Below are 17,107 nucleotides of genomic sequence, written 5' to 3' on the forward strand. Positions count from 1 at the left end.
AGGAACCTCGACAACCTCATCGGCCTGGTCATGCTCAAATGCGGCGGACTCAACCTCAAACTCCCCGGACACCAATAAGCAGTAAGCCAGACAGAAGATTCACACCCACACAAACACCCGAAGAGCCGTTTTTGTTTGGGAGGGATGGCCGTTGAAAACGGCTAGGCGGAAGCCGCGTCTGTCAAATCGGACACGGTCCGCGTAGCGGACTCGCGGCGTAGCCACGACCGTAGGCGTGGCTGATTTTACTGGCGCGGCTGGAGCCGTACAATCGTGGCTGCGCCACTCCCTCCCTCTTGCAGTGCTGGAAGCTGGGTTCAGCATATGTGGGATTGGCGTGTCGTTTGGGAAATGCGGGCGGCTCCGAAGGAGCCGGATATTACCCCGCATTTCCTGCATTTTTCATTTTTCGTTCTCAGAACGTTGAAATTCCAAGCATTTCTTGCCTCTGGAAAATGTTTCCGTTGCTGTAGCTGTCTTTTTTGTGAACACATTTTACTGAGCTCATTCGCATTCATGTTCGTTCGAATACCTCGTTTTTAGGTATATGGCCTAGAAAAGGCGGAATTCCAATGATTCTCGTCTTTTTTGCACGGGACTTTACCTCGTGACGCATATCCACACACTGCGATGACCGCATAGGTCTCCGGCGCGAGGGGCGCTGGGTATGCGTCACGCAGAAAGTATTGATATGGTCAATGCCGATAAAGTGCAGCAGGCCGTGCAGGCGATTGAGTCCCGTAATGGGCTCCGCCATCAACAAGGGGTACATACGTGGTTTATCACGCAGAACAACCCCATTGAACAGATTCCCGAATGTTCAGGCATGACGCCCGAGCAGGTGGTGCAATGGGCGGCGGCGCATTGCACGCGTAATCTTTCAGGTGAACTGAGGAAATCCCGCGGAGTGGGAGTATGCTACGAGCGAGGGGATGCGGAGCACACCGATCATATCCATATCGCGCTCACCTTCACCGGACGTAACGGGGGCAAAGCTGAAACTGTGTATCGTCTGTGGCCCAAGGGCGATATCGAGGTGGCCAAAGGAACCCTTGACGACATCCACGACTATCTGCACAAGCAGGGTCGTTTCAGCGGGAAAGGTGAAACCATTGTTGCCCCGGTCTATGACGGTGAACCACTGATGGCAAACCCCCGTAAGGGCGAGAAGGCGGATGCGGATCCCTCCGAGCTATCCAAGCGTGATATGCGCTGGCTGGAACTGGTACATGCCGTTGATGACGGTATGTCAGAAGAGGATATATGGGCGGATCCGACGCTCTCGCTGTACGCCAAGGATTTCGTTCTGCCATTGCAGCGGCTCATGTCGGCGCGAGCTGCAAAACGCCCACATAAGAGAGACGTTACGGTGATCTGGGTATCGTCCGAGTACTCTCATTCTGCGCACAAGGTTCCCGTCGAGGTCATGGAATCTGTGGTGCGCGATTGGATGGACGCATCCGGCTTGGTCTGGGGTGAATGGGATACGACGCTACTGGCTCAGCCGCATATCACATTGGATACCAAAGCAGTGTTGCTGGTGGTACCGGCATGGGACTCGTCGAAACACGGGATTGCATACCGACTCATGTCAGGGTCGCCGATGAAAGTTCCGCAAGGGTACGGAAGAGGATGCTGGGCGGCTTGGGATACTGTTGTGATCGTTACGCCGGATCCTCCTATTGATGAGCTAGCAGATATGGTGTCACGGTGCGTTGTGATCCCGTTGGATGCTTCCACGGGCCGGATGCGTGAGCTGGTCGGATCGGCGGATAATCGCTGCATGCCGGTCGAGGAAATCGCTGAATTCTTCGATGCGAAGGCTGTCACAACGGTCAAGGCCGGTGATGCCATTTGAGCGATAAGACGATTCCGAACGTTCCGGTGGCTGACAAACTGATGTGGACTGCGCGTGAAGTCGTGGCAATGACCGGCATTCCGCTCCAGCGAGTCTATGCAGAGGTAAAAGCCGGAAATCTGCAACCTCGATATTGTGGCAGCCAGACCGCCCGGTTCAGGAGGCAGGACGTGCTGGATTGGACGAACGCGTTGCCGACCGACTGGGCATGATCGGCTGAATGAAATACCCCTTGGCGTGTTACACGCCAAGGGGTATTTCGTCTACCGGCTTAGTATCCCATTTGTATCCCAGCTCATTAAGAACGGGCGGAATTAAGCCATTTTTAACATCTGTAGATCAGATGTGGAAGTAGAGCTCGTACTCGAGCGGGGTCGGGGCCAGGCGGGCCTGGTCGATCTCGCCGCGCTTGATGTCGATCCACGTCTCGATCAGGTCGTCGGTGAACACGTCGCCGGCGGTCAGGAAGTCGTGGTCGGCCTCAAGGGCGTCCATGGCCTCGGCCAGGGAGCTCGGGACCTGCTTGATGCCCGCGTGCTCTTCCGGCGGCAGCTCGTAGAGGTCCTTGTCGACCGGCTCCGGCGGCTCGATGTGGTTGAGGATGCCGTCCAGACCAGCCATGAGCTGGGCGGAGAAGGCCAGGAACGGGTTGCAGGACGGATCCGGGGCGCGGAACTCGATGCGCTTCGCAGCCGGGGAGGTGCCGGCCAGCGGGATACGGATGGCGGCGGAACGGTTGCGGGCCGAGTAGACCAGGTTGACCGGGGCCTCGAAGCCCGGGACCAGACGGTGGTAGGAGTTCAGCGACGGGTTGGTGAAGGCCAGCACGGAGGAGGAGTGCTTGATCAGGCCGCCGATGTACCAGCGGGCGATGTCGGACAGGCCGCCGTAGTTCTTCTCATCGTAGAACAGCGGCTTGCCGTCCTTCCACAGGGACTGGTGGCAGTGCATGCCGGTGCCGTTGTCGCCAGCGAGCGGCTTCGGCATGAAGGTCGCGGCCTTGCCGGCGAGGGCGGCGGTCTCGTGGACCACGTACTTGTACTTCATCAGGTCGTCGCCCGCGTGCTGCAGGGAGTTGAAGCGGTAGTTGATCTCCTGCTGGCCGGCGCCGGCGACCTCGTGGTGGGAACGCTCGAGGATCAGGCCGACCTTCTGCAGGTTGGCGACCATGTCGTCGCGCAGATCCTGGGTGTGGTCGATCGGCGGGACCGGGAAGTAGCCGCGCTTGACGCGGTTCTTGAACGCGATGTTCGGGGTGCCGTCCTCTTCGGTGTCGAGGCCGGTGTTCCACGGGGCCTCGATGGAGTCGACCTCGTAGAAGGAGCGCTGCATGGAGTTCTCGTAGCGGACCTTGTCGAAGATGAAGAACTCGGCCTCCGGGGCGAAGGACGCGGTGTCGGCGATGCCGGTGGACTTCAGGTAGGCCTCGGCCTTGCCGGCGACCTGACGCGGGTCGCGGGAGTACGGCTCGTCGGTCAGCGGGTCGACGATGGAGAAGGCCACGTCGAGGGTCTTGTGCTTGCGGAACGGATCGACGAAGGCGGTCGTGACGTCCGGCACGAGCTTCATATCGGACTCGTTGATGGCCTGGAAGCCCTCGACGGAGGAACCGTCGAACGGCATGCCGTCGGTGAACGCGTCCTTGAGGAACTCGCTCGCCGGCACGGTGAAGTGCTGCTGAACGCCGATCAGATCGGTGAAACGAACGGAGACATACTCGATGCCTTCCTTGTTGATAAGGGCCTCGGCGTCTTCCTTGGACTTGAGTTCGGTCACGGGACCGCTCCTTTCGTGAAGTAACTTACAGGCTTACAGTCTAGAAACGAGCGTTTCGCCCGCTCGTCATTTCGGTTACGAGTATGTTTCGTGACGGCGACGCCGGGGTGCCGCCTGACTTGATTCGGCGGAATATCTTGATTTTTCGATTACGCCGTGGTAAGCGGCGCTGTTCGGCAGCGTTCGATTGGTGAGATTTGGCGTGGAACATGCCTGGATATGACGGAACCCCGGCGTCGTACGACTGCCGGGGTTCCGTGATGACCTGCCCGCGACGATTGCGCGGGACCGGTCGCGGCCGATGCGTGTCCGATCGGCGATCAGCGGCCGCGCATGGCGCGACGGCTCACGCGCTGCGGACGGTTCGGATCGATGCCCTTCGGCACGCCGTAGCCGGACTTGGTCTGCAGCGTCTTGAGACGTGCGTTGAGCGTCTCAAGCTCGTCCTTGGTGAGCATGAAGCGCGTGGTCGGCTTGATCTTGTACCACAGGGTGTCCCACCAGCCGGTCGGCTGGGCCTTGGGCTGGTACGACTTCTGCTTGAGGATGGTCTTGCGCAGGTTCTGCAGGCGGACCTGCTTCTCGCCGGTGCCCACGTAGATGCGGTAGACGGGGATGCGCGAGCCGGCGGTGACGCCCTTGATGCTCTGCTCCTGGCGTTCCATCGGGCGCTGCAGACGGTTGTAGTCGCCTTCGCCGAGCAGGTAGATGCCGTTGTAGCCGGTGCCGCGCCAGATCGCGTCCTTGGTGCGCGGGTCGATCCACACGGGCTGTTCGGGGAAGCTGAAGCCGGCCTTGCTGATGTTGCCGAGCACGCTGACGGCGGCGCCCGGACGGCCTTCGATCTTCCGGTAGCCGACGCGGTCGGCGCGGTTGGTGAGCACCATCGTGGCGAACAGCATGCCGAGCATGATCGCGGTGATGACCAGCAGGATCCACGACAGGACCGTCCAACGGAACGCGATGCCCAGGATCACGAACACGACCAGCGGGCCGAAGCCGGCGCCGGCAAGCATCCACGGCAGGTTCTTGTCCTCGGCGACCGTGTACTTGTAGATCTTCCTGATCTGCTCGATGGTGGTGGCCATGTTCGAGAACAGACCCTTCTTCTTCGGCTTCTCGGCCTTCTCAGCCATGTAATTCCTCACTTGCTCATGGGTGGACACACTATTCCACCACCTTACCAGCACCGCCGCCCCGCCATGCGGCTCAGCGCGTGTGCAGCGGGCGCCCGTCCGCCTTGAGCAATGCCTCGCCGAGCGTTTCGGCGAACGTGGGATGCGGGTGGATGAGCCGGGCCGCGTCGTGCAGCGGCACGCGGTTGCCGACCAGCTGCTCGGCCTCGGCGATCAGATCGGAGGCGAGCGGCGAGACGATGTGCACGCCGAGCACGACCGGCACGTCCGGATCGGACGCGTACGCGCCGGAGACGATCGACATCGAGCCGGCCGAACCGGACATGAGCATGCGCGCGTTGCCGAGCATCGGGTACACGGTCTCGCCGACCGACTCCAGATCGTCGCGCGACTGCGCCTGGTCGAGCGTAAACCCGACGCTGGCCGCCTCGGGCGCGCAGAAGACGACCTGCGGCACGGTCGCGTCGTCGACGGGCGTCGGATCCAGTCCGGCGATCGCCTCGGCCACGACGATGCCCTGTTCGAACGCGCGGTGCGCGAGCGCCGGGCCTTCGGTGATGTCGCCCACGGCCCACACGCCGGGCAGGTTGGTGCGGCATAGTTCGTCGGTGACGACCATGCCGGCCCGGTCGAGCGTGACGCCGGAGTCGCGCATCCATGCGGTGTCGGTGATCGGATCGCGGCCGATCGCGGCGAGCGCGATCTGCCCCCACACGGTCTTCTCGCCGTCCTCGCCGTCGCGCGTGTAGCGCACGGTCGCGCCGAGGTTCGCGCCGGTGTCGATGCCGGTGACGTGGCTGTGCGTGATGATCGTGACGCCGTGGCGCTTGAGTTCGCGCGTCAGCGTCACGCCGGCGCGACGGTCCCAGCCGGAGAGGACCCGGTCCTTGCGGATGAGCAGCGTGACGTCCGAGCCGGCGGAACTCCACATGGATGCGAATTCGAGCGCGACCGCGCCGGATCCGATGATGACGGCGCTGGCCGGGAATTCGTTGATTTCGAGCGCATGCGTGGAGTCGATGACGGCCGCGTGGAACGGGACGCCGGGCAGCGGGCGCGGTCGCGAGCCGGTGGCGAGGACGACATCGCGCGCCGTGACCGAAACGGTTGCGCCGACCGGTTCGCCGACGCCGGCGTTGACGTAGCGTTCGACCTGGCCGCCGGCCGCGGCGGGGGAGGCGTTCACGGTGAGCGCGTGGCGCGGGCCGTCGCCGGAGTCGTCGCGGGAGCCGTTGCCGGAGACGGAGGACAGGCCGACGACCTCGCCGCGATACACGGTCACGCCGCGGTGCGCGAGCAGTCCGGCCAGCCCTTTGGTCATCGTGTCGATGATGTGCAGGCGATAGTCGTGCAGACGTCCGAAGTCGATGCCGTCGACGCTGGCGTTCACGCCGAGCTCGGAGACGCGATGCACGGTGTCGATCGCATGCGTGGCGGTGATGAGCGCCTTGGACGGGATGCATCCGCGGTTCAGGCAGGTGCCGCCGAGCGTCGCGTCCCGTTCGATCAGGGCGACGCGACGGCCGAGCTGGGCCGCGCGCAGCGCCGTCGAATAGCCGCCGGGGCCCGCGCCGACGATGGCGATGTCGTATTGTTCCTCATGCTGTTCCATGGTTGCCTCCTTGCCGTTGTTCCCGCACCCTGTGCCGGGGCCGACGGGATGCGCATATGAAAACGGCTCCCCGTGCGGGGAGCCATGGACGATCACTCGGGGAAATGACCACGCTTGGGATAGCGCGGCTTCGGGAGCCTCCAGCGGCGCACCTGGATCGCGCGGCTCCACGCGTACGTGCCGGAGCGCATGCCCTTGGCCACGGACTTCTCGCCGTACTTTTCGATGAGCTTGGCCTTGAGCTTGCGCCACATGAGCCACACGTCGATGATCACCGCGAACAGGTACACGTACATGAGGATCATGAGCGGCAGCGACAGCTGCGGGTAGACGGTGGTGACGATCATCGAACCGAACAGAATCACGATCGCGACCGGAATGAAGAACTCGCCGAGATTGAAGCGGGCGTCCACATAATCGCGGATGTACACGCGCCACGGCAGACGCTCCGCCTTCGGCATGTGGTTGATGTCGCCGGTCTGCATCGCCTCGTATTCGGCGTCCTCCTTGGCGCGCAGACGGGCCTTCGCCTCCTTGGCGCTGGCCTTGCGGTCGGCCGGCACCAGCGGACGCAGGTTCTGGTTCTGCGCCTGCTTCATCTTCGGGGTGGGACGGCCCTTCTTCTCGCCCCTCGCCGGCTTGGACGCCGTGGCTTCCTTGACCGGCTGCTGGGCCTCTTCCTTCTTGAACGGATTCCATGTCATGTCTGCCCACACTACGGGCACGCATAGACGCGCGCGCGGCCGCGCAACCCGCCGCAGCAAGCCGTTAGAATGGCTTGCGGAAACCGTACGAAACATACGAAGGAGCATCATGGCAGCACTTACCGCCAGCGAGATCCGCGCCCGCGTCGAGGGCGATTGGAACCGCATCGTCGAACTGCTCAGCCGCAAGGTCGCGCTCAGATCCGTCTCGGCCGAGGGCATCACCGGCGAGCATATGAGGCGCTCGGCCGAATTCGTGGCCGAGGAGCTCAGCAAGGTCGGCGTGGACGCGAAGGTCGTCCAGTCGCACAACCCGGACGGCACGCCGGGAGCGTGGGAGGTCATCGGCTCGCGCATCGTCGACCCGAACGCGCCCACCGTGCTGCTGTACGCGCACCACGACGTCCAACCCGTGCCGGACCCGGCCGAATGGGACACCGACCCGTTCGTCGCCACCACCGTGGGCGACCGTCTGTACGGCCGCGGCTCGGCCGACGACGGCGGCGGCATCGCCATCCACTCCGGCGCGCTCAAGGCGCTGGGCGACGACCTCAAGGTCAATATCAAGGTGTTCATCGAAGGCGAGGAGGAGATGGGCTCGCCCAGCTTCATCCCGTTCATCGAGGAGCATGCTGCCGAATTCGAGTCCGACGTGATCGTCGTCGCCGACTCGGGCAACTGGGCGGCCGACATCCCGTCCCTGACCACGTCGCTGCGCGGCAACACGACCGTCGACGTGACCGTGCGCGCGCTCACGCATCCGGTGCACTCCGGCCAGTACGGCGGCCCGATCCTCGACGCGAACACGCTCGCCGCGATGCTCATCGCCTCGCTCTACGACGGCAACGGCGACATCGCCGTGCCCGGCATCGCCGCGGACGAGCCGGTCGGCGGACTCCAGCGAGACGTCGACGAGGCCGGCGTGCGCGCCGACGCGGGCATCGTCGACGGCTACCGTCTCGCCGGCACCGGCTCGCTCGCCGCACGACTGTGGACCAAGCCGAGCCTGACCGTGATCGGCTTCGACGCGCACCCGGTCGACGGCTCGTTCAACGTGATCAGCCCGGCCGCGCGCTTCCGCCTGTCCCTGCGCACCGCACCGAGCCAGCGTCCGGAGGAGGCGCAGGCCGCGCTCGCCGACTTCCTGCGCGCGCACGCCCCGTTCGGCGCCGAGGTGACGGTCGAGCCCGGCGACAACGGCATGGGCTGGGCGATGGATCCGAACGCGGAGGCCACCAAGGACGCGCTCGAGGCGATGGAGGAGGCGTTCGGCGTCGCCCCGATCAACCAGGGCCAGGGCGGCTCCATCCCATTCATCCCCGAACTGCAGCGCATCTTCCCCGACGCGCAGGTGCTGGTGACCGGCCCGGAGGATCCGAAGGCCAACGCGCACAGCCCGAACGAGTCCATCTCGCTGCCCGGCCTGCGCGACAACGTGATCACCGAGGCGCTGCTGCTCGCCAAGCTCGGCCGGTAGCGCCCTGCGTCCCGTCGGCCGTCGGATGGTCGACGGGACGCTAATCGACGTAGCGCCCGTACATGGCGGCGATCTGGCGGGCGCTCTTGTAGCCGAGCTTGTCCATCACGTGCTGCAGGTGCTTGCGCACGGTGCCCTCGGTCATGCCGAGCCGTTCGGCGATCTCGTCGTTGAGCATGCCCTCGGCGCACAGGTCGGCGACCTCCTGCTCGCGCGGCGTAAGCGGAATACGGTTGTCCGCCTCGTGCCGCACGCGGATGTACGCCGCTCGGGGCGCGTCGAAGCCGGGCATCACGCCGCCGGAGGCCACCAGTTCGATCGCGTCGCCGATCTGGTTGAGCTGCGCCTTGGACACAAGCCCCTGCGCGCCGGCGTGGTGCATGGCATCCGTGTAACGTTCGAGCGGGAAGCTCGTCATGCCCAGCATGGCGAGCTTTTTGCTTTTCAAGCGGATGCGCCGGCACACTTCCGGCCCCTGCAACCCCTGCAGCGACATGTCGGCGATGAGCAGCGCTGGCGCGGGCCTCGCGTCGGTGCAGTATTCGATCGCGTCGCGTCCGTCCGCGCCGGTCCACGTGACCTGTGCGGACGGCAGACGTTCGGCGACGATCCGCCGCATGGCGTCGATGGTGAGGAAGTCGTTGTCAAGAATCGCGACGAGCGGCCGCCGGTCGTCAGTGATGCTGGTCATGTCCACTATTATCGTCCGCCGTCGCCCGTGTCCGCCGCCACGTTCGGGCGTGCGGGCAGGAACGCGTAGCATTCCCACTGTCCGTCGTCGATGCCGGCGCTGAACTTGCCGCCGCGGCGCAGGACCTGCCCTCGGTAGAAGTCGAGCCCGTGCCCGCCGGGAAGCGTGACCTGCGCGGCGTTCGGGCGCATGTCGTTGACGGCGATGATCTGCATGCCGTCCGCGCCGACGCTTACGGACAGCTGGTAGTCGCCGTTCTCGAGCCCGTGGCGGATGACGTTGCTGTGCAGTTCGTGCACCAGTTCGCAGGCGAGCTCGCGGTCGCGCCGTGACGGTGTGGCGGCGTCGGCGTCGACGTGCAGCGTGCTTGTTCCGTGGAAGCCGAGCGTGCGCAGGCTTTGTTCGCCCTGCGTGACGATCTGCGCGAGACGCTGGAAGTACGAGGTGTCTGCTTGGCCCGCCGCGTGCGTCTCGTGCGCGTCGTCGAGCGCGTTGATGATGCGGTGCGTCGCGTTGAGCGCGCTGACGGCGGCGTCGTTGATCTGCGCCCATTCCTGCGGCGTGGCGGACGCGTCGCCGTCGAGATGCCGCTGCGCGACGCGCGCGATGAACGAGACGTCGCCGGAGACGGCGTCGTGGATGCTGCGTGCGATGCGGGCGTCATGCTCCAGACGTGCGGCCTTCGCCTGCGCGGCTTCGGCGAGGCGTTTCGTCTCGAACCGGTCCTCGCGCCAGCGCAGCGAGCGGCCGAGCAGCGCCATGAGCGCGTACATGGCGATGATGGCGGCTATCTCCCGTGCGACGATCGCCGACGTGTGCGCGAACGTCACCTCGCACAGCAGCAGCGCGGAACATGCGGCGACGATGCCGATGGTGGCGCGGTCGGTGGAATGGTAGGCGAGCAGGGCGATGGCCATCATCATGCCGTAGAAGTCCCATGACGTGGGGGTGCTGAACGTGGCCACGATGATCGGGTCCATGACGATCAGCAGGATGCCGCACGGCACGGGGAACGCGGCGGCGAGTAGGATGCATGCGACGAGCACGACGGCGACGCAGGCTGCGAACGCGCTTTCGGGGACTTCGATGAAGAAGTCCCACACCGTGAACGCGGCGATGATAAGGCTGACCGCCGCACAGACACGGGAGTAGCGCGGCGTGCGCAGACCGGCCGACAGTTGGCGCAGTGTCGGCCGCACGTGAGTCGCCGCGGGCGTGGACGCGGATGCGACGGCGTCGTCATCGCTCGGGTCTCTCATCGGCACAGCCATTTCAGGATCGGCGGACAGTGGATGACCGCGGCCGAGGCGTACTGCGGCTCCGTCGCGGCCGTCGTTCCGGAGCGGAGTGCGTCAGGGATCGGAGCGCACCATAGTGCAACCGTTAGCAGTGAGGCTATGATCTTCATCCCAGCTCCTCTATTGTGCGGAAAACCGTTGACTACCATCGTAACGTTCATGTGGACATGTTCCGGATCATTGAAAAACTTCACAAAATGGGAAGATTTCGAAAAAAGTTCACAAAATGGGTAGTGTGTTGCGATTGTATGTTTTTTGGGTTGGTTTATAATTAATTATTGGAGACTCACAAAGTCAAAGATAAATTCATCGATGAATAATTTTCTATTCGAATTTCCGATATTCAACAGAGAATCGAGAAAATCATGAACGTGACCGTTCGCTCTATGATCAAGCCATGTATCGCCGCAACCATAAGTGCAGGATGGGACACATGTCGAATGGCATCAGGCATCCGAAAAAGCTGATTGTCTTTCTCAGGCATATGGCACGGGTACCGGTACTCATTACGATTTTGTAGAGTATTACACCTTGTAGTGAGGGGTGGTCTCATGTGGAAGAACGCATCGGTGGCGTGTTCAAGGGTTTTGAACACTGTGATATTGACTGTTATTATATTTGCCGGATTGGCGGCCTGTTCGCATGGGACCACGCACGTAAATCAGGATGCGTCGTCTTCGGAGGCGTCGGGCGGCGAGAAGATCGCTTCATCCATGAGCGAATATATCGATATACTATTGGATAGTGATGACTCCGCTTCCGCTTCGATGAAAATATCCGATTCACAGCGTCGGATACTTGAACGAGCTCGTGATTCGGGTGAAATATCAAGATCCGATTATGAACAATCGTGGGCAGATTATAAGAACTGCCTTGTGGACAGAGGCTGGTCCGAACCTCCGCTGTTGCGTTTCCGCAACGGCATCATCGATCATACGGGATATGATGCGACGGATCTTTCCGAAGCTCAGGTAAAGCGGCTGGATGGTGACCTTATGGAATGCACCAACTTGTATACAAGGGATGTCGCAACGGTGTACGGGTGGCAGATAGGCAATGTTTCCTTGCTGCAGGATGGCGATGCGGCTGTAGTGGACTGTCTGCACCGTGAGCATCTTGTCGATTCCGCGTATGATCTCGCACAATATCGAGACGATTTTGAGAGACAATGGCAAGGAGAAAAAACCGAGCTTGATTTCTCTGATGCCGGCGTGCGTGGATGCCTCGCGGCCAATGGTCGAAGTTCAGTGGGTGATAATGGCAGTGATGCGACATGGCGTCCCCTTGGTTGATATGACCATTGATTTGGTCTCGAACCTTCTATGAACGTTCAAGGATGTAAAACAAGGTGTCTGGAGATGGATAAATCCCGCAAGCGGTGCTGAGTATTGCTGAAAAAGTTCACAAAATGGGTAGTGTGTTGCGATTGTATGTTTTTTTGGGTTGGTTTATAATTAAATAACTGGAGACCCATATGGTCAGAAGGTGCATTCATTGGTGAATAGTTTCTACAGGAACGTATTGTTACGTCCGGCAAGATAGCGAGTCCAACTTTGACGAAGATTTTGCTCAGGCCTGTGAAGGATGTTCGGCTCGTAAGAGTGGGAATGCTTACATTCTTGCCGGTGATTTTGCTTATATCAGCAGGAGATGATCGACATGTCGGACGTGTATTCAGGTAAGTGGCCGGCCAGAGGTCCGCTGTGGTTGAAACGTGTTTTCTGCTGCGTTGCATCGGTCTGTCTCGCGATGTCGCTTGCCGGATGTACGTCCGGCGTGAAACAGGTTGAAACCGAGGCCGATGATGAGGAAGGGGTTCAGAGCGAGAGGATCGCGTCGTCGCTTGAAGCCCAGATCGATCGGCTGCTGAAGCTGAGCCGGAATGATTCATCGTATGACGCTTTTCAGCGTGAGGCGCTGGAGCGTGCGAAGGAGACCGGCAGGGTGTCCGATGTGGATTATGAGAAGGCGTGGTCGAACGTGAAGCAGTGCCTGTATGACTTGGGGTACAAGGAGGTTCTGCTGATCAAGTATCCCAATGGCGTGTATCGTATGGCGAATGTTGGGCCGAGCGATGTCAAGGTGACTTCGCAGATGTTGGATAAATGGCGTGAGGATAAAGCCGACTGCATGTTTGAGAACGTCGTCGACGTGGACGGCATCTATCGGCTTCAGACGGCGAACCCGTCGCTGTACGGCAACCGGTACGAGGCCGTTGCGGACTGTCTTCGGCGTGCCGAAGTGGTGTCCAAGGATTACACCGCGGCCAGGTTCCAGGAGGATGAGGACAAAGGCGACTACGGTTTCGACGTTTCCGATCCGGAGGCGGCGGGATGTCTTGCCTCTAACCATTCCAGCGTGGATGGCATGTACGGATCGGATACGGTCATGCACCCATTCGGCTGATGTTGCGGGAATCGTTGAGCAAGGTTCGCTCGGTGCCGGTGTGAGAAAGGATCGGGATAATGGGCAGGTTTTGTCGGATTGTGGAAGTTGCATTCCCATGCGTGGTGTTTTGTTGTGTACCTGGATGTGCTTCTGATGATGCTGGCAGTATCCCGATATCGGATTATGAGGCTGCGAGGCCGCGAACAACGCTTTGACCGTATTTGACGACGATCCGGAAAGCATGATCGAACATCCCTTTGGATAATATATGATACGCATGTTCCGCAATATGATTCGGATATTTTCATGGCAGTCGATGGGGAAGCGGCATGATATGGATGTGAAATAAACCAGCGATGCATCGGTATTGTCGTATGCGCAACACGCTTATATGGTGATTTGACATTACGACCATATTATGCAACCGTTGTCAGTAGCAAGTTGCGGGGAAGACCGAAGGTGGTTCCGTATGAAGGGCAAGTCAGGGAAAGACCAGGGCGTCCGGCGCAGGGGGAGCGCGGCACTCGCGTGGCTGCTGCTCGCCGTCATCGTGGCGGCGTCCGGAGCGGTGGGCGCATGCGCGCTATGGATGCCCGACCGGCCCCCCGAACTGCTCGGCGCGGCCAAGGAGGTGACCAGCGCGCCGGTCAACGTGCAGCAGTACGCCGGCTCCCAACAGGTCACCGTCGTCCCCACCATCTCCGCCACGCGCGACCTGATCGGCAACGCCACCGGCACCGTCACCGGCGACTGGTCGGGCGACGGCCTGACCTCCGGGCGCACCGCCATGAAAGTCAACGACCGCTACATCGTCGCGCTCAACACCTCCACCCCGCTCTACCGCAACCTCGCCACCGGCGACCGGGGCGACGACGTGCTCGCCCTCAACGACGAACTCAACCGGCTCGGCTACAACTCCGTGCCCGGCTCGAACATCTTCTGGTGGGCCACCTCCGACGGCCTGCGCCAGCTCATGAACGACAACGGCAACAACTCCGACGGCACGCTCAGCCTCTCCGACATCCTCTGGATCCCCGCCGCATCCGTACGCGTCGGCTCATGGACCGCCATCGAAGGCACCAGTGTGCAGGCCGGCGCGTCCGTCGGCCAGATCCCCGGCACGCTCACACAGCTCGCCATCAAAAACGGGCAACCTTCCGAACAGGACCGCACCATCACCATCCTCGGCCAAAGCACCACGCTGCCGGCCGGACAGACCAGCATCACCGACGCCGCATTCTGCGACCAGGTCGCCGCGACCGACGACTACCGCAGCATGGACGCCGGCACGCTCGCCGCCGGCATCGGCGCAACCGTCACGCTCGGCGAACCCATACAGGTCCTGCGCGTGCCCGCCGCAGCGGTATTCGGCGCCGACGGCACGCAAGGCTGCATCGCCACCACGGACGGCACCGATGTGAAGGTCTCCATCGTCGGCTCCGAACTCGGCGCCAGCCTGGTGCAGCCGGCCGACGGGTCGGACGTCTCCGCCATCACCGGCGTCATGCTCGGCAAGGGCCTTTCCGGAAGGCAATGCCGATGACGGCCCCCGCATGCGTCGTCACGCACGATCTGGCCCACCGGTTCCCCGGCACTGACGTATTGTTCGAGCATCTCGACTTCGCCGCCGAACCCGGACAGACCATCGCCGTATGCGGGCCGAGCGGCTGCGGCAAATCCACGCTGCTGTCCATCCTCGCCGGCTGGGAGAAACCGTATCACGGCAGCGTCGAACGCATCGGCATACGCCGCATCGGCTGGGTGTTCCAAAACCCGTACGGGGTGGCCAACCGCACCGCGCTCGACCACGTCGTCTTCCCGCTGCTCGCCAAAGGCATGCGCCGGCGCGACGCCGAAACGCAGGCGCTCGACGCAATGAACCTGTTCGACCTCGGCTACGCGGCCGATCGCCGGTTCTCCGACCTGTCCGGCGGCGAGGCGCAACGCCTCATGCTCGCCCGCGCCGTCTGCTCCCGGCCCGACCTGCTGCTCGTCGACGAGCCAACCGCACAGCTCGACACACGCACCGCCCACTCCGTCAGCCATGTACTCGGCAACCTCGCCGGGCAAGGCATGATCGTGCTCATCGCCACGCACGACCCGGACACGCGCGACACCTGCGGCCGCGTGCTCGACCTCGCCGACTACGCGCCGCGCGAAGGTGAGGACGCCGCGACGACGGGGGAACGGCCATGAGACTCGGATCGGTCATCTCCGAAGCGCTGCGCAACATCGGCTCCGGCACCGCGCACGCCGTCGTCATGTTCCTCGCCGTACTGCTCGCCGGCACGCTGCTCGGCGGCTACGAGGCGGCCTCCGTGATCGGCCTCGAACGCGAGGCGACCACGCGCATCACCGCGCTCGCCGACACGACCACCATCATGGGCACCGCGATCGACGGCAGCGTGTGCGACCGGCTCGCCGGCATCGACGACGGACCAAGCATGGCCGGGGCCATGCGCATCGGCGACCCGCTCACGCCCGTCTCCACGCCCGGCAAGGACATCACCTCCTACCAGATCACACCCGGCATGATCGACCTGCTCGCCGCCGCCGACGCCACCGGACGCACGCGGCCCGACGCGTCCGGCATCTGGGTGTCCAGCGACGTGGCGCACGACTTCGGCCTCGCCGTAGGCGGCCCGTTCGCCACCGACCACGGCACCGCCACCGTCGCCGGCGTATTCGACTGGCCCAACGACGGACGCGACACGCGCTTCGTATACGCGATCCTCGTGCCCGTCTCCGCCACCGACGGCACGTTCACCGAATGCTGGGCCCGGCAATGGCCCGCCAGCGACCAGACCGAAACGCTCCTGTACTCCACCGTCGTCGCCGCGGACGGACAGAACCCGGCCGGCGTGATGGCCGTCAACAAAGGCTTCGACTCGCATTACGACGCGCAGGCCGGCTACCTGAACCGCATGACCCGATGGACGCCGCTCGCAGCGCTCGCCGTCGGACTCCTGCTCGGCATCGTCTCCGTGCGCCGGCGACGGCTCGAATACGCGGGCGCGCTGCACTCCGGCCAGACCAAAGGCGCGCAATTGCTCGGCATCGCGATCGAAACGCTGATATGGGGCGGATCGGCGAGCGCGGCCGGTGCCGGCCTGCTCGTCGCGTACTGCGTGCGCATGTCGCAGTCCGATCCGATGGCCGTGCTCGTCGCCGCGCTGCGCACGCCGGCCGCGCTGTTCGCCGGCGTGATGGTCGCGGCCATGCTGTCGGGGCTGACGATCCGCGAATCGCAGCTGTTCCGCTTCTTCAAGCACCGGTGACGGACGGTCCGCGACGGCATGCGATTGTTGCCGTGTCCCGGCCGTTCTCGCCGAACGGACGCGTTTCGGCCGGAATGATGGACAAAGCCCGGCGCATGGTCTATGCTCGGGAGCGTTGACACGGGGGCCGCGGCTGTCGCTTTGCGCAAGCCGGGGCTGAGAGGGGTGCTTCCCCGACCGATTGAACGTGAATCCGGATAATGCCGGCGCACGGACGTCGCTCTTCCTCCCGTGCCTTGAAGACGTGCCGAACAGCGGCGCGCGAAAGAGAGAAAGGCACATCATGACTGCTGCAACCGTAAACTTCAAGTGGCGTGTCGTCGACATCGCCGTCGCGTCCGTGATCGGCGTGGCCAGCGCGTTCATCTACTGGATCGTCGCGCTCGTCATCAACGCGCCGTGGGCCGCGCTCGACGCCATCATCCCGGGCCTGGCCGGCCTGCTCAACGGCCTGTGGCTGTTCGCCGCGCCGCTTGCCGCGATCATCGTGCGCAAGCCCGGCGCCGCCATCTACGCGGAGGTCGTCGCCGGCGTGCTCGAGGCGCTCATGGGCAACCAGTGGGGCGGCCTGTCCACGTTCGCCATCGCCCTCGTGCAGGGCCTGTTCGCCGAACTCGCCTTCGTGTTCGTGGCCTACAAGGTGTGGAACCTGGGCATCACCATCCTCTCCGGCGCGCTCGCCGGCGTCGGCTGCTGGGGCTACAGCTTCTTCAGCAACCTGCAGGCCATCGACCTGACCGGCCCCTACGGCATCATGTACCTCGTCTCCACCGCGCTGTCCGGCCTCGTGATCGCCGGCGTGCTCATGTGGTACCTGTACATCGCCATCGCCAAGACCGGCGCGCTCGACAAGTTCGCCTCGGGCCGCGAAGTGCGCGGCTGAACACGG

15 protein-coding genes and 1 riboswitch are annotated in these 17,107 nt (G+C 63.1%); of the genes, 9 read left to right on the forward strand and 6 right to left on the reverse strand.

The features are described 5' to 3' along the window. Positions 1-667: 667 nt before the first annotated feature. Positions 668-1,858 carry a hypothetical protein gene (locus JS533_RS05960; protein ID WP_241513533.1) on the forward strand — a complete coding sequence of 397 codons (1,191 nt, stop codon included), beginning with the start codon at positions 668-670 and terminating at the stop codon, positions 1,856-1,858. Continuing rightward, positions 1,855-2,070 (forward strand): helix-turn-helix transcriptional regulator, encoded by a 216-nt coding sequence (locus tag JS533_RS05965; protein ID WP_241513534.1) that lies wholly within the window; start codon positions 1,855-1,857, stop codon positions 2,068-2,070. The genes JS533_RS05960 and JS533_RS05965 overlap by 4 nt, the downstream gene beginning before the upstream one ends. A gap of 127 nt (positions 2,071-2,197) precedes the next feature. Here the strand turns inward: JS533_RS05965 and glnA are convergent, their stop codons facing one another. The 4 genes from glnA to JS533_RS05985 form a co-directional block, all read right to left on the reverse strand. Beyond that, positions 2,198-3,634 carry a type I glutamate--ammonia ligase gene (gene glnA / locus JS533_RS05970; protein WP_163229209.1) on the reverse strand — a complete coding sequence of 479 codons (1,437 nt, stop codon included), beginning with the start codon at positions 3,632-3,634 and terminating at the stop codon, positions 2,198-2,200. Positions 3,635-3,954: 320 nt separating this feature from the next. After that, positions 3,955-4,770, reverse strand: a complete 816-nt coding sequence (locus JS533_RS05975) for a DUF4191 domain-containing protein (RefSeq protein ID WP_241513535.1) — start codon at positions 4,768-4,770, stop codon at positions 3,955-3,957. Between the two features lie 73 nt (positions 4,771-4,843). Then, on the reverse strand, positions 4,844-6,382 hold the full coding sequence (locus tag JS533_RS05980) for an FAD-dependent oxidoreductase (RefSeq protein WP_241513536.1): 1,539 nt from the start codon (positions 6,380-6,382) through the stop codon (positions 4,844-4,846). Between the two features lie 92 nt (positions 6,383-6,474). Then, on the reverse strand, positions 6,475-7,086 hold the full coding sequence (locus JS533_RS05985) for a DUF3043 domain-containing protein (RefSeq protein WP_241513537.1): 612 nt from the start codon (positions 7,084-7,086) through the stop codon (positions 6,475-6,477). Between the two features lie 109 nt (positions 7,087-7,195). Between JS533_RS05985 and JS533_RS05990 the strand changes: the two genes are divergently transcribed. After that, positions 7,196-8,563, forward strand: coding sequence for a dipeptidase (locus tag JS533_RS05990; protein ID WP_241513538.1), 1,368 nt, complete (start codon positions 7,196-7,198; stop codon positions 8,561-8,563). A 40-nt stretch (positions 8,564-8,603) separates the two neighbouring features. On the opposite strand, the gene JS533_RS05995 is transcribed toward JS533_RS05990, so the two are convergent. Next, positions 8,604-9,254 carry a response regulator transcription factor gene (locus JS533_RS05995; protein WP_241513539.1) on the reverse strand — a complete coding sequence of 217 codons (651 nt, stop codon included), beginning with the start codon at positions 9,252-9,254 and terminating at the stop codon, positions 8,604-8,606. Between the two features lie 8 nt (positions 9,255-9,262). Further along, the gene (locus JS533_RS06000) at positions 9,263-10,513 is read right to left on the reverse strand and encodes a sensor histidine kinase (RefSeq protein ID WP_241513540.1); all 1,251 of its coding nucleotides are present in this window, start codon (positions 10,511-10,513) and stop codon (positions 9,263-9,265) included. Between the two features lie 590 nt (positions 10,514-11,103). Here JS533_RS06000 and JS533_RS06005 point away from each other — a divergent pair. From JS533_RS06005 to JS533_RS06030, 6 genes are all read left to right on the forward strand, one after another. Beyond that, on the forward strand, positions 11,104-11,844 hold the full coding sequence (locus JS533_RS06005; RefSeq protein WP_241513541.1) for a hypothetical protein: 741 nt from the start codon (positions 11,104-11,106) through the stop codon (positions 11,842-11,844). A 358-nt stretch (positions 11,845-12,202) separates the two neighbouring features. After that, on the forward strand, positions 12,203-12,958 hold the full coding sequence (locus tag JS533_RS06010; protein WP_241513542.1) for a hypothetical protein: 756 nt from the start codon (positions 12,203-12,205) through the stop codon (positions 12,956-12,958). 451 nt (positions 12,959-13,409) lie between these two features. Further along, entirely contained in the window at positions 13,410-14,483 is a 1,074-nt protein-coding gene (locus JS533_RS06015) for a hypothetical protein (RefSeq protein ID WP_241513543.1), read from the forward strand. Further along, on the forward strand, positions 14,480-15,136 hold the full coding sequence (locus tag JS533_RS06020) for an ABC transporter ATP-binding protein (protein ID WP_241513544.1): 657 nt from the start codon (positions 14,480-14,482) through the stop codon (positions 15,134-15,136). The genes JS533_RS06015 and JS533_RS06020 overlap by 4 nt, the downstream gene beginning before the upstream one ends. Then, a complete protein-coding gene (locus JS533_RS06025) occupies positions 15,133-16,218 on the forward strand; it encodes a hypothetical protein (RefSeq protein ID WP_241513545.1) in 1,086 nt (361 codons plus the stop codon). The genes JS533_RS06020 and JS533_RS06025 overlap by 4 nt, the downstream gene beginning before the upstream one ends. A gap of 110 nt (positions 16,219-16,328) precedes the next feature. Beyond that, positions 16,329-16,451: riboswitch (TPP riboswitch) on the forward strand. A 50-nt stretch (positions 16,452-16,501) separates the two neighbouring features. Further along, positions 16,502-17,101: an ECF transporter S component gene (locus JS533_RS06030; RefSeq protein ID WP_241513546.1), complete on the forward strand. Its 600-nt coding sequence runs from the start codon at positions 16,502-16,504 to the stop codon at positions 17,099-17,101. The last annotated feature ends 6 nt before the right edge of the window (positions 17,102-17,107 follow it).

The organism is Bifidobacterium amazonense (assembly GCF_018555435.2).
In the GTDB taxonomy this organism is placed as follows: domain Bacteria; phylum Actinomycetota; class Actinomycetes; order Actinomycetales; family Bifidobacteriaceae; genus Bifidobacterium; species Bifidobacterium amazonense.

Excerpts from the sequence above, each read along its gene's own strand:
- JS533_RS05960 (WP_241513533.1), top strand. The coding sequence starts at position 668 with ATGCGTCACGCAGAAAGTATTGATATGGTCAATGCCGATAAAGTGCAG.
- JS533_RS05975 (WP_241513535.1), bottom strand. The coding sequence starts at position 4,770 with ATGGCTGAGAAGGCCGAGAAGCCGAAGAAGAAGGGTCTGTTCTCGAAC.
- JS533_RS05980 (WP_241513536.1), bottom strand. The coding sequence starts at position 6,382 with ATGGAACAGCATGAGGAACAATACGACATCGCCATCGTCGGCGCGGGC.
- JS533_RS05985 (WP_241513537.1), bottom strand. The coding sequence starts at position 7,086 with ATGACATGGAATCCGTTCAAGAAGGAAGAGGCCCAGCAGCCGGTCAAG.
- JS533_RS05990 (WP_241513538.1), top strand. The coding sequence starts at position 7,196 with ATGGCAGCACTTACCGCCAGCGAGATCCGCGCCCGCGTCGAGGGCGAT.
- JS533_RS05995 (WP_241513539.1), bottom strand. The coding sequence starts at position 9,254 with ATGACCAGCATCACTGACGACCGGCGGCCGCTCGTCGCGATTCTTGAC.
- JS533_RS06000 (WP_241513540.1), bottom strand. The coding sequence starts at position 10,513 with ATGAGAGACCCGAGCGATGACGACGCCGTCGCATCCGCGTCCACGCCC.
- JS533_RS06005 (WP_241513541.1), top strand. The coding sequence starts at position 11,104 with ATGTGGAAGAACGCATCGGTGGCGTGTTCAAGGGTTTTGAACACTGTG.
- JS533_RS06010 (WP_241513542.1), top strand. The coding sequence starts at position 12,203 with ATGATCGACATGTCGGACGTGTATTCAGGTAAGTGGCCGGCCAGAGGT.
- JS533_RS06015 (WP_241513543.1), top strand. The coding sequence starts at position 13,410 with ATGAAGGGCAAGTCAGGGAAAGACCAGGGCGTCCGGCGCAGGGGGAGC.
- JS533_RS06020 (WP_241513544.1), top strand. The coding sequence starts at position 14,480 with ATGACGGCCCCCGCATGCGTCGTCACGCACGATCTGGCCCACCGGTTC.
- JS533_RS06025 (WP_241513545.1), top strand. The coding sequence starts at position 15,133 with ATGAGACTCGGATCGGTCATCTCCGAAGCGCTGCGCAACATCGGCTCC.
- JS533_RS06030 (WP_241513546.1), top strand. The coding sequence starts at position 16,502 with ATGACTGCTGCAACCGTAAACTTCAAGTGGCGTGTCGTCGACATCGCC.